The sequence below is a fragment of the Arthrobacter sp. PvP023 genome, assembly GCF_017832975.1.
In the GTDB taxonomy this organism is placed as follows: domain Bacteria; phylum Actinomycetota; class Actinomycetes; order Actinomycetales; family Micrococcaceae; genus Arthrobacter.
The window spans coordinates 544,532-556,342 of sequence record NZ_JAFIBI010000001.1; the positions used below are offsets into that span (position 1 = coordinate 544,532).

Consider the following 11,811-nt stretch of genomic DNA (forward strand, 5'->3'; position numbering starts at 1 on the left):
CCTCTCGCAGATCCTGTCGCCTCATCGCAAACCCTCTCGCAGATCCTGTCGTTCGCCGTTAACCCTGCCGTTTCTTTGGTTGGTTAGGCTGCCGGGATGGGTTCATTTCCTTTGCTTCCGGACCGGGGAGGGCGACGGCGGTTTGTTGCCATGGGGGATTCGTTCACCGAAGGCGTGGGGGACCGGAGCAAGCGGCTGCCAAACGGTGTGCGCGGCTGGGCAGACCGGGTGGCTGAGAAGCTGGCTAAGGCCGAACCGGGGTGGGAATACGCAAACCTGGCCATCCGCAGCAAGAGGCTCCGCCACATCATCGACGAACAGTTGGAACCGGCGCTCGCAATGGAGCCGACGCTGGTCACCCTGTATGCCGGCGGAAACGACATCCTCGACTTCGGCACCGATGTGGAGGCGCTCATGGCCGAGTACGAGTCCCTCGTGGCCAGGCTGGCTGCCACGGGTGCCACTGTGGTGCTGTTCACCGGTTTTGACGTCAAGGTTTCGGCTGTCCTTGAGCCGTTGAGGAAACGCAACACCGCTTACAACCGTCATGTCCGGGAAATCGCTGCCAAGTACAACGCCGTGCTGGTGGACTATTGGTGCTTCGAGGCCTTCCACGACCGGCGGATGTGGGATTCGGACCGGTTACACATGTCCAAGGCCGGCCATAAATACCTCGCCGCCCAGGTCCTGGACCATTTGGGTGTTCCGCACAAGATCAGCCCGCTGGAGTGGGAGCCGCCGGACAAACTGAGCCTGCGGGAGTGGGAACAGCGGCAGCGGCGCTGGGTGCACGACTGGGTGTTGCCGCTCTTCGGCCGCAAGCTTCGCGGTGTGACCCTCGGGGACAGCCTCAGGCCGCGCTGGCCGGAGCCCGTGAAGGTTCCCCGGAAGGGCGGACTGAAGAAACTCCTTGAGAAAGCGCCGGAGGCCGCTGCCCCGGAGAGCTAGCTGTCCAGGAGGTTTTCGTAACCCGGAGCTACCCTGCCGGCGTGGAATTCCTCGACGTCGAACTCCGCCACGCCGTTCGTGTAGAACGGGTCTTTGACCAGTGCGGCGTCAAGGTTTGCCCGGTCCGTATTGGACAGCAACAGCGCACCGGTGCGGGGGATCTTCCGGCCGGCCACAATGAAAATGCCCTGGTCGAAAGCGTCCTGCAGCCACTCAACGTGTGCTTTGAGGTGGAAATCGACGATCTCTTCGGGAACCTTGTAGGTCAGGGAGACTACGTACATGCGGTCAGCCTACCGGTTCCTGCTAAGGAAGCAGTTTCAATGCGCTGTTCCAGTTGTACTCGGGGTGGGCGTCGCTGGCTTGGAGCCCAATGATGAGCAACTGGAAGGCTTCCAGTTGCCGCGCCCGGCGCAACGGACCCACGTCGACGGCGCGCAACCCGGAATCATTGATGAAGCCTGCCACCGCGGCCTTGGCTTCGGCTGAATCCCCGGCCAGCAGGACATCGAGGGTCTGCCCGGCCACCTCTCCGGCGGCCAGTGTGGAGGCGAAAACCGTGTTGAAGCCTTTCACCACGTTCGCGCCCGGAACCAGCGCCTGGATCTCCTCGGCCGCGGAGCTCCCGGCAGGCACGGTGAGGGAATCGAGGGTTTCGTCGTTGACGGGATTGGAAATGTCCACGATCGTCTTGCCGTTGAGTGCCTCGCCGTAACGGCCGGCGATTTCCTTGGACACGTCAAAATGGGTCGCGAGGACAACGATGCTGCCTTCAATGTCCTGTCCGGTGGTCCCGGGGGTCGCGTTCGTTTCGGCAGCCAGGGCGGACGCGGCCACTGCATCGCGGCTAAGGATCTGGATGCTGCGGCCGGCACTGGCCGCTCGGGCGGCGATTCCTGCCGCCATGTTCCCCGTACCGATGATCGTGATGTCAGTCATGGTGCTTCCTTCGATCTGGACGGCGGTTGATCGGGGCAGTCCGGGCTTGAACTGTCAATCAATTTTTCTCCTAGGATGTATCCATGACCGAACCGCGCTGGCTCAACGCCGACGAACGCCGTGCATGGCTGGCCCAGCTGAGCATCAACACCTTGCTGCCCGCGGCACTGGATACGAAATTGCACGCGGCGGGCAAGCTTTCGCTCTTCGACTACAACGTACTCGCCATGCTCTCCGAAGCGGAAGGCCGGTTCCTTCCCATGAGCGAACTCGCCGCGCGGACCAGCGCCTCGCTGTCCCGCTTGTCGCATGTGGTCACCAAGCTTCAGAACCGGGGGTGGGTGGAACGCCGTCCGCATCCGCGCGACGCGCGCGTGACCACAGCCCACCTGACCGACGCCGGCATGGCCACCATTGTTGAGCTGGCACCCGGCCACGTGGAAGCGGTCCGGACGCTGTTCCTTGATGCCCTGACCGAGCGCGACGTCGCCGACCTGGCCCGCATCGGCGAGAAGGTCGTGGGCCGCCTGGACGCCGATCACTGGATCCTGCGCGAGTCCTGACGAGCGACAGGACCCAACGCCGGCCACGCCCGTAGTGTTGGTTCCATGGAATCGCCTATCCAGAGCTACCTGCGCCAGATCCACGCCGAGATCGCCCAGCTCAGGGACGGCAAGCCTTACAGCACCATTCCGGCCATGGCCAACGTGGACCCGGACAACTTCGGCATTGCCCTGGCCACTGTGGACGGGCAGGTTTATGAGGTGGGGGACTCCCGCGAGGAATTCACCATCCAGTCCATCTCGAAGCCTTTCACTTACGGGCTGGCCTTGGAAGACCTCGGCAGCGACGCCGTGGACGCCAAGGTGGACGTTGAACCTTCCGGGGACTCCTTCAACGAGATCTCATTGGCCGAAGGGACGGGCCGTCCGGCGAACGCCATGATCAACGCCGGCGCCCTCACCGCCACGTCACTCATCAGGGGATCCGGCGGCCAGTCGAGCTTCAAACGGATCCTCAGCACATACTCGGCGTTCGCGGGCCGTCAGCTTTCGGTCAACGAGAAGGTCTTCGAGTCCGAGTTGAAGCACGGCCACCGCAACACGGCTCTGGCGCACCTGCTGCGGTCCTTCAACATCATCGAGGACGACCCCGCGCCCGTCCTGGAGGACTACTTCCGCCAGTGCTCGGTCATGGTGAACACCTTCGACCTCGCCATCATGGCCGCCACCCTCGCGAATGGCGGAAAGAATCCGCTCACCCACAGGCAGGTGCTGGAGATCGGTCCGGTGGAGCGGGTGTTGTCGGTAATGATGACGTCCGGCATGTACGACGACGCCGGTGCCTGGATCAGCAGCGTGGGCATGCCCGGAAAGAGCGGCGTTGCCGGCGGGATTATCGCCGTCCTGCCGGGCCAGGTTGGGCTGGCTGTGTACTCCCCGCCGCTCGATGAACACGGCGGCAGCGTCCGGGGCCTGGCGACTGCCCAGCGGCTGTCCCGGGACATGGAGCTGCACTTCGTCAGGGCGGCGCGCACCGGGCGTTCTGCCATCCTTGCCGCGTACGACGTCACCGAAACGCCGTCGGGCATCCGGCGCAATGCCGAAGCGTCCGACGTCCTCCGCGCCCACGGACACCGGGCCCGGGTGATCGAACTCAACGGTGACCTGCTCTTCGCCGGGAGCGAATCCATGGCGCGCGAGCTCAGCAGCCTGGATGACGACGTCGAGCTGGTGGTTCTGGACTTCCGCCGAACCGATCAGGTGAGCGAGGTGGCGCTGCGCCTTCTCGAGGCGGCGCGTCAGGGCCTGTCCGGCGGGGGCCGCGAGCTGGTGCTGATCGAAGCGGACGGCGCGGTGGCGGACTCACTCGGCGAACGGAAGGGGCACCCGGACGGGGCGGTACCGTCGTTTTCGACCCGGAGTGCCGCCGTCGAATTCTGTGAAAACCGGCTGCTGGCAAAGTACGGGGACGGGCTGCTGCTCCGGGACCACGTTCCTGTTACCGACTCGCCCGCGCTGGCGCCGCTCGATGAGGCGGACGCGCTGGCCCTGCAGGGCCTCATGACAGCAAGGAAGTACGACGACGGCGACGTCATCCGCCGCATTGGCCTGCGGTTCGGCGGCGTCTACTTCATTACTTCCGGCAAGGTCAGCAGTACGTCGCCCGGGCCCACCTCCGACCGGGTCAAACTCAACACCCTCAGCGCCGGCATGACGTTCGGCGAGCTGGCGCTGGGCAGCGGCAACCGGCAGGAAACGACGGTCAGGGCGGACGGCCCCGTGGAGGTGATGGTGCTCAGTGCCGAGGCAATCTCCGACCTGGAGTCCACAGATCCGAGGCTTGCCATCGCCCTGTGGAAAGCCCTGACCCGGGATGCGTACACGCGGGTGGAACAGTACCTGCGTGAATCGGCCGTCCGGATCCGCGAGTAGCCGCCGCTTGGTTGCTCACGGCAACGGATGGCAGACTATCGATATGGACTTTGCCGCCCGCTATGTTGCCTTGGGAGATTCGTTCACGGAAGGTGTCGGCGACGACGATCCGGCCCGCCCGAACGGCGTACGGGGCTGGGCGGACCGCGTGGCCGAGCAGCTCGGCGCGGCGGACCCGGCCTTCGGTTACGCCAACCTCGCCATCAGGGGCCGGAAACTCCGCCAGATCATGGCGGAGCAGGTGGACGCCGCCGTCGAACTTAAGCCCACGCTGGTGACCGTTTACGCCGGGGCCAACGATATCCTCCGTCCCAAGATCGACATCGACGACCTTTTGGCGGAGTACGACGCCGGCATCCGCAAGTTGAGTGCCACGGGTGCCACCGTGGTGATGTTCACGGGTTTCGACGCCCGCGGTTCCAAGGTTTTCGGCACCATGCGCGGCCGCACCGCCATCTACAACGAGCTGGTGCGCGGCATTGCGGGCGACCACGGCGCCCTGCTGGTGGATTACTGGCGCTTCAGCGAATACTACGACTGGGGCATGTGGGCCAAGGACCGGATGCACATGTCCGCGGCCGGTCACGCGAACATGGCCAAGAGGGTGCTGACTGTCCTCGAACACGATCACTCCATCGATGTGCCGCCCATGACGCCCGTTCCTGAGCTGAGCCGGGCCGATGCCATCAGGGCGAACGCGCGCTGGGTGCGGGAGTTTGCGGGACCTTGGGTGGTCCGCCGGGTCACGGGGAAGTCCTCGGGTGACGGCCTCCAGCCGCGGTACAGCCAGCTCACCCGGCTTTAGCGCCGGAAGCTACCGCCGGAAGCCGGGCGTCGCGAGCAGTTCGCCGCCGGCCCGCACCGCCAGTACTTCGATGTCCCACCCGTCCGTTGCGCGGTCCAGCATCGGCAGGCCGCCGGCCACGATCGCCGTCGCCAGCACGTCAGCAGTGACGATGTCCGCTGCCGCAACGGAAACCTGGCGGAACACCGGGGCAGCCGGGGCTGGACGGGCGCCACGGCCTGCTCCGCCGGCAGCCCAGATGTGGTCTCCCCGCTCCGCGGAACCGGAAGTTGCCAACGCCAGTTTCGCCCCGGCAAAGCCGCCCAACGGGTGGCCGGCAATAAGGGTGCGGCGGTCCTCCGGATCAACAATCCCGGCCCTCCACGGCTCGCGGTTCCCGGATTCCGTGGCCCCCGGGGCGGGGGATCCGCTGACCAGCACGTCGCCGCCGGCGTTCAGGCACCAGTCTCGAAGGCCTAGCGCCAGCAGGGATGTGCCCGCCTCCTGGATGGCATATCCCTTGACGATCCCGGACAGGTCGAGGACGCCGTCGGGCCGTTCAGGGGTGAAGGCCCCTTCGGTCAGCAGCCGCCAGCCGACGGCGTCGGCGTAGAGGCGGCGCATCTCCTCGGACGCGTCCGGGAGTGTGATCTCGGCGCGCGCCAGCCGGCTGGCCTCCGAGTCCGGGCGGTAGAGGCTGAACGTCTCGTCCAGACCCGCGAAAACCCGTTCGACGACGGCGGTGGCCGCTACCAGCTCGTCCGCGCCCGAGGCTGCGGGCACAGTGAGGCTCACCACCGTTCCCATGCAGCTGAAGGTCCTGGCCCGCAATGCGGGCCGCCCCAGCGGCTGTTCCCTGCCGGCGGCCGGCTCCGGTAAGGGCCGCCGGAGTCCAGCCCCGGTCTGGTGATCAGAGGTTCGCTGCATCGATGGCCGCCTGGAGTGAGCTCAGGTAGGCGTCGCTGGTCACAGTGGCGCCTCCAATGGTCTGCACGTCCGCTGACTGCGCAGCGAGGACTTCGGCTTTGAGGAGGGGTGCGGCGCGGTTGCTGATCTGGATGGACTTGCGGTCGTCGTCTGTCAGCTGCAGCGCCACGACGTCCGTGATGGCACCTGACTTGACCGTGATCTGGACCTGGACGGCGCCGAAGCGCGTCTGCACCACACTGCCGGCGTAGGTTCCCCCGGCCTTTGCGGCGGCCCCGGTTGTGGGCTCCGCGGCAGTGCCCGAACCTGTCCCGGTGGTACCGGCGGAGGAGCCGGTTCCGGTGGAGCCGGAGGAGCTTGAGGAGCCCGAGCTTGAGCCGGAGGAACCCGTTGCGCCGGCAGTGCCGGCAGTGCCGTTGGTTCCTGCCGACGTGCTGGCCGCGGCGCTCGGTGCCTCCGCCACGTGGATGCCTGATTGCCACCCCGCAAGAAGGATGCCCGCGGAGGCAAGTGCTGCTGATACTGCTGCGCGTATTCTCACCAGTCAAACCTTTCGTAGTGGAGTTGGTCTTCCTTGACGCCCGCGGCGCGGGCGTCGGCAATTACGTTTCGGGCCCACGCCGCCGGCCCGCAGACATAGACGTCCGCGTTTGCGACGTCGGGGGCATAGTCGGCCAGCCGATGGCCGGCCCGTGTGGCGCTGTCCGGGAGCCAGCTTCCCGTGTGACGGACCGAGCGGGCGCCGGTCAGATGGAACAGGGTGGCTCCCCGGTTCCGGGCAAGTTCCAGGATCTCGTCGCCGAGGTACAGTTCCTGCTCGCTGCGGCCCCGAAGGATCACGGTCGCCTGCCCTGGCGCGAAAGGCGTCGATTCCAAGAGGGCCCGAAGGGGCGTGATCCCGATCCCGGCGCCGATCATCACCACCCTGTCGCGGCTGCGGGCCGCGGTGCTGAAGATTCCGTACGGTCCCTCCACGGCGACCTTCGTCCCCGGTTTCACGCCGGCGAGCTGGGCAGATCCGCGTCCAAGATTGCGGACGGTGATCCGCAGCAAGCCGCGCCCTGAGGCATCGAACTGCAACGGCTCGGCGGAGAGGCTGAACGGATGAGGGTGCCACCACAGACCCGGGGCCAGGAACCTCCAGATGAAGAACCTGCCTCCGGTTCCGGCCAGTTCGTCAAGGTGCAGCCCGTGCATCTCAATGCTGACCACTCCGGGTGCCACCTGCACCACGCGGCTGACGGTGAGCTGATGCCGGAACGTGGCAACGACGGGCTCAAGAACGCGGTAGTGCAGGAGCGCGGCGCCGGTTGCGATGCATACGGCTAGCCAGTACCAGCGCTGCCAGGTGCCCTCGGCGAACAGCCCGCCTACGCTGAACTGGTGGGGCAGCGACGTTGCGACGGCGGCATAGGTCAGCAGGTGCACCGCGTACCAGAACTCGTAGGGAAAGCGCCTGCGGACGGCCACCAGGGACGTCACCACAACGGCGATGAACAGCGCCATGGAGACATAGGCCAGCCACATGTCCGGCACCAGCACCCAGAGGGACACGGCTTCGCTGACGGGATCCAGCCCTTCGGCCATCCCGTAGCCGATGGCGATCAGGATCCCGTGCGCCAGCAGAAGGTAGAGCGACGGCTTCCCGAGCTTCCGGTGGAATTCCAGGGCGCGGTCGTGGCCAACGGACTGGTCAATGAGGGGAATCCGTGCCGCCAGCAGCAGCATCAGGAGGACCAGGTCCATGCCGGCCAGCCCGGCCACAATGCCCAGGGCGGTGAAAGCTCCGGCGAGTGTCGAGAATCCCGTTGCGCCGCCGTCGGCCAGCCACAGTGCCACGGCGGCTGCAACGGATGCCCAGGCAGCCGTTGTCAGCAGATCGGCGCGGAACAGGCGACGGCGGTGCGCGGCCGTGAAAGTTCCCCGCCCCTTGCGGGAGCCGTTGGAACCGGCGGGCAAAGCCGGCAGGAGTTGTGTGTTCATGCTTCAACTTTGCGGCGGGATCCTTTCATTCTGCTGTGAAAAGACTGCGGCGCCGATGTGACTCGAGTACGGTGAGGCTGGCGGCCTTATACACCCGCGGGCGGGCATCGATGGCTACCCGATTGGCCTTTAATTAGTCAAGCTCGTAGACTTGGTAGGCGCTAGGTGGCGCGGAGCGTGTGCAATTGCTCCGGTTGGCGGGATCTGTCCTCAATATCGACAGTCCTCAAGGCCGGTAGTTAGGGGCTCAAGTTGCGTGCACTCCTGTATTCGCCCAGCATCCCGATACTTCGCAGTGGTTTCCGCTGCCCGGTACTCGTGGCCAATCATGTTCGCCCGTAGTGCGGAAACAGCCGGCTTTCGCCGACTGTCCACGCCTGCGGACCGCCGAACGTGTGAAAGCTGGATGCGGACGCCACCTGTCGCACGGGACGCGGAACGCTGCGGACCGTTTCATTTATTTTCATGAGGAGAGTCGTCATGGCAGCACACTGCCAGGTGACCGGAGCCGAGCCGGGCTTTGGACACAGCATTTCGCACTCGCACCGCCGCAACAAGCGCCGGTTCGACCCGAATATCCAGAAGAAGCGCTACTGGGTTCCGTCCCTGCGCCGTAATGTCACCCTGCAGGTCTCTGCACGTGGCATCAAGACCATCGACGTGCGTGGCATCGACGTTGTCGTAGCCGCCATCCTGGCACGAGGAGTGAAGCTCTAGTGGCTAAGGACAAGGACGTACGTCCGATCATCAAGCTCAAGTCGACCGCTGGCACGGGTTACACCTATGTCACGCGCAAGAACCGTCGTAACGACCCGGACCGCATGGTTCTGAAGAAGTACGACCCCCGCATCCGTAAGCACGTCGAATTCCGAGAGGAGCGCTAAGCACTATGGCTAAGAAGTCAATGATCGCTAAGAACGAACAGCGTAAAGTCATCGTCGAGCGCTATGCTGCAAAGCGCCTCGAACTGAAGAAGGCCCTGGTTGACCCCGCGTCAACCGACGAAGCACGCGAAGCTGCACGCCTCGGCCTGCAGAAGCTGCCCCGCAACGCCTCCCCGGTACGTCTGCGTAACCGCGACATCATCGATGGCCGCCCGCGCGGTACCTTCCAGAAGTTCGGTATCTCCCGTGTTCGCTTCCGCGACATGGCTCACCGCGGTGAGCTCCCGGGCATCACCAAGTCTTCCTGGTAATCCAACACTGCTGCTAAACCAGCACTGCTGATTCCAGTGGTCTAAGAAGGGCCGGCAACCTCACGGTTGCCGGCCCTTCTTGCGCTTAACTGCTCGCTCGTTCGACCTGGACCAGACGCGGTGATGCAGCACACAGAATCCGGGGACGACGCCGGCGCCCCTGGAAGCACCCCCGCGGCCCGTTTGGGCCCGGACTGGCGCGGTTTGGCACCCCGTGAGGGGAGCGTTTGCGGTGGGACCAAAGTAGGTGTATTGTTTTCTAAGTCGCCGAGAGGGGGCCGGCGAGAAGCTGGTTACCGAAGGCGGCCAAAACCCCTTCTAAACAGCCGAAAAACGGTTCGCCACTTGGCGTGCGGTTCGAAGGCGGGGATGGTCTCGATGACCGGCAGATCGCGGAAACGCTGATTTGCTTTGAGTCTTGAGTTCAGGTAAGTTTGGGAAGTTGCTCCGGAGCGATCCACGGCTGGGATGTTGTGGTGGTGCCGGGTGTGTCTGTTGTTTGAGAACTCAATAGTGTGCCAAGTTTGTTGATACCAATTTATTTTATGGATTGGTTGAATTGACTGGATCCGCCACCCCGTGGTGTGGTCTGGTTTTTACAGCTGGTTTCAAATTTTGTGCAGTCTGGTTCCGCGTTTTCCCGTGGTTCCTGGTTGTGTCTGTTTTTGTTTTACTTCAACGGAGAGTTTGATCCTGGCTCAGGATGAACGCTGGCGGCGTGCTTAACACATGCAAGTCGAACGATGAACCTCACTTGTGGGGGGATTAGTGGCGAACGGGTGAGTAACACGTGAGTAACCTGCCCTTAACTCTGGGATAAGCCTGGGAAACTGGGTCTAATACCGGATATGACTCCTCATCGCATGGTGGGGGGTGGAAAGCTTTTTGTGGTTTTGGATGGACTCGCGGCCTATCAGCTTGTTGGTGAGGTAATGGCTCACCAAGGCGACGACGGGTAGCCGGCCTGAGAGGGTGACCGGCCACACTGGGACTGAGACACGGCCCAGACTCCTACGGGAGGCAGCAGTGGGGAATATTGCACAATGGGCGAAAGCCTGATGCAGCGACGCCGCGTGAGGGATGACGGCCTTCGGGTTGTAAACCTCTTTCAGTAGGGAAGAAGCGAAAGTGACGGTACCTGCAGAAGAAGCGCCGGCTAACTACGTGCCAGCAGCCGCGGTAATACGTAGGGCGCAAGCGTTATCCGGAATTATTGGGCGTAAAGAGCTCGTAGGCGGTTTGTCGCGTCTGCCGTGAAAGTCCGGGGCTCAACTCCGGATCTGCGGTGGGTACGGGCAGACTAGAGTGATGTAGGGGAGACTGGAATTCCTGGTGTAGCGGTGAAATGCGCAGATATCAGGAGGAACACCGATGGCGAAGGCAGGTCTCTGGGCATTAACTGACGCTGAGGAGCGAAAGCATGGGGAGCGAACAGGATTAGATACCCTGGTAGTCCATGCCGTAAACGTTGGGCACTAGGTGTGGGGGACATTCCACGTTTTCCGCGCCGTAGCTAACGCATTAAGTGCCCCGCCTGGGGAGTACGGCCGCAAGGCTAAAACTCAAAGGAATTGACGGGGGCCCGCACAAGCGGCGGAGCATGCGGATTAATTCGATGCAACGCGAAGAACCTTACCAAGGCTTGACATGGGCCGGACCGGGCTGGAAACAGTCCTTCCCCTTTGGGGCCGGTTCACAGGTGGTGCATGGTTGTCGTCAGCTCGTGTCGTGAGATGTTGGGTTAAGTCCCGCAACGAGCGCAACCCTCGTTCCATGTTGCCAGCGCGTAATGGCGGGGACTCATGGGAGACTGCCGGGGTCAACTCGGAGGAAGGTGGGGACGACGTCAAATCATCATGCCCCTTATGTCTTGGGCTTCACGCATGCTACAATGGCCGGTACAAAGGGTTGCGATACTGTGAGGTGGAGCTAATCCCAAAAAGCCGGTCTCAGTTCGGATTGGGGTCTGCAACTCGACCCCATGAAGTCGGAGTCGCTAGTAATCGCAGATCAGCAACGCTGCGGTGAATACGTTCCCGGGCCTTGTACACACCGCCCGTCAAGTCACGAAAGTTGGTAACACCCGAAGCCGGTGGCCTAACCCCTTGTGGGAGGGAGCTGTCGAAGGTGGGACTGGCGATTGGGACTAAGTCGTAACAAGGTAGCCGTACCGGAAGGTGCGGCTGGATCACCTCCTTTCTAAGGAGCACCTACAGCAACCTCACCCCGTGTATGCGGGTGTGGTGGTGTTGTCAGGAGTACGCCCGTTGCGCAGACGCTAGTTCTGCGGCGGGTGCTCACGGGTGGAATATCAGCAAATAGCGGCCGCATGGTTTTGTCCTTGCCCAGTACGGATGCTCTTGAGTGTCCTGGAACGGCGGGGGCGGGGCGCAGGCGGTTTAGTGTTTGGCACACTGTTGGGTCCTGAGGCAACAGGACCGGGAGGGTTTCTTCCCGGGTTTTGTTTGTTTCTGGTTTCCTGGCTGCACCGATCACACGGTTGTTGTCCCTTTGCGGGGGTGCGTGTGTGGGGTGTGTGGTACGGGGTTGTTGTTTGAGAACTACATAGTGGACGCGAGCATCTTTTATAAGAAGCAATT

Annotated in this window: 12 protein-coding genes and 1 rRNA gene; 8 read left to right on the top strand and 5 right to left on the bottom strand. The window is 63.6% G+C overall.

Features of this window, described 5'->3' with window-relative positions; all coding sequences use genetic code 11:
- Nucleotides 1–96: 96 nt before the first annotated feature.
- Nucleotides 97–948: an SGNH/GDSL hydrolase family protein gene (locus JOE31_RS02585; protein ID WP_209741999.1), complete on the top strand. Its 852-nt coding sequence runs from the start codon at nucleotides 97–99 to the stop codon at nucleotides 946–948.
- Here JOE31_RS02585 and JOE31_RS02590 read toward each other — a convergent pair.
- Nucleotides 945–1,232: a YciI family protein gene (locus tag JOE31_RS02590; protein ID WP_209742000.1), complete on the bottom strand. Its 288-nt coding sequence runs from the start codon at nucleotides 1,230–1,232 to the stop codon at nucleotides 945–947. The two genes, JOE31_RS02585 and JOE31_RS02590, sit on opposite strands and share 4 nt — an antisense overlap.
- Nucleotides 1,233–1,254: 22 nt before the next feature.
- Nucleotides 1,255–1,887, bottom strand: coding sequence for an NADPH-dependent F420 reductase (locus JOE31_RS02595; protein WP_209742001.1), 633 nt, complete (start codon nucleotides 1,885–1,887; stop codon nucleotides 1,255–1,257).
- 83 nt (nucleotides 1,888–1,970) lie between these two features.
- Between JOE31_RS02595 and JOE31_RS02600 the strand changes: the two genes are divergently transcribed.
- Genes JOE31_RS02600 through JOE31_RS02610 form a run of 3 tightly spaced genes read left to right on the top strand, consistent with a single transcriptional unit; the run spans nucleotide 1,971 to nucleotide 5,127 of the window.
- Nucleotides 1,971–2,450 (top strand): MarR family winged helix-turn-helix transcriptional regulator, encoded by a 480-nt coding sequence (locus tag JOE31_RS02600; RefSeq protein ID WP_209742002.1) that lies wholly within the window; start codon nucleotides 1,971–1,973, stop codon nucleotides 2,448–2,450.
- A gap of 45 nt (nucleotides 2,451–2,495) precedes the next feature.
- Nucleotides 2,496–4,322: a glutaminase A gene (gene glsA / locus JOE31_RS02605; protein WP_209742003.1), complete on the top strand. Its 1,827-nt coding sequence runs from the start codon at nucleotides 2,496–2,498 to the stop codon at nucleotides 4,320–4,322.
- 43 nt (nucleotides 4,323–4,365) lie between these two features.
- A complete protein-coding gene (locus JOE31_RS02610; RefSeq protein ID WP_209742004.1) occupies nucleotides 4,366–5,127 on the top strand; it encodes an SGNH/GDSL hydrolase family protein in 762 nt (253 codons plus the stop codon).
- Between the two features lie 9 nt (nucleotides 5,128–5,136).
- On the opposite strand, the gene JOE31_RS02615 is transcribed toward JOE31_RS02610, so the two are convergent.
- From JOE31_RS02615 to JOE31_RS02625, 3 genes are all read right to left on the bottom strand, one after another.
- Nucleotides 5,137–5,913, bottom strand: coding sequence for an FAD:protein FMN transferase (locus JOE31_RS02615; protein ID WP_209742005.1), 777 nt, complete (start codon nucleotides 5,911–5,913; stop codon nucleotides 5,137–5,139).
- 103 nt (nucleotides 5,914–6,016) lie between these two features.
- Nucleotides 6,017–6,574, bottom strand: coding sequence for an FMN-binding protein (locus JOE31_RS02620; protein ID WP_209742006.1), 558 nt, complete (start codon nucleotides 6,572–6,574; stop codon nucleotides 6,017–6,019).
- Nucleotides 6,571–8,016 carry a ferric reductase-like transmembrane domain-containing protein gene (locus JOE31_RS02625; RefSeq protein WP_209742007.1) on the bottom strand — a complete coding sequence of 482 codons (1,446 nt, stop codon included), beginning with the start codon at nucleotides 8,014–8,016 and terminating at the stop codon, nucleotides 6,571–6,573. Before JOE31_RS02625 ends, JOE31_RS02620 begins: the two co-directional genes overlap by 4 nt.
- 480 nt (nucleotides 8,017–8,496) lie before the next feature.
- Between JOE31_RS02625 and rpmB the strand changes: the two genes are divergently transcribed.
- The 4 genes from rpmB to JOE31_RS02645 all read left to right on the top strand — a co-directional run bounded on the left by rpmB (nucleotide 8,497) and on the right by JOE31_RS02645 (nucleotide 11,410).
- A complete protein-coding gene (rpmB, locus tag JOE31_RS02630) occupies nucleotides 8,497–8,733 on the top strand; it encodes a 50S ribosomal protein L28 (RefSeq protein WP_011693744.1) in 237 nt (78 codons plus the stop codon).
- A complete protein-coding gene (gene rpmG / locus JOE31_RS02635) occupies nucleotides 8,733–8,900 on the top strand; it encodes a 50S ribosomal protein L33 (RefSeq protein ID WP_011693743.1) in 168 nt (55 codons plus the stop codon). Before rpmB ends, rpmG begins: the two co-directional genes overlap by 1 nt.
- Before the next feature lie 5 nt (nucleotides 8,901–8,905).
- On the top strand, nucleotides 8,906–9,211 hold the full coding sequence (rpsN, locus tag JOE31_RS02640) for a 30S ribosomal protein S14 (protein ID WP_011693742.1): 306 nt from the start codon (nucleotides 8,906–8,908) through the stop codon (nucleotides 9,209–9,211).
- Nucleotides 9,212–9,886: 675 nt separating this feature from the next.
- Nucleotides 9,887–11,410 (top strand): 16S ribosomal RNA (locus tag JOE31_RS02645).
- Nucleotides 11,411–11,811: the final 401 nt, after the last annotated feature.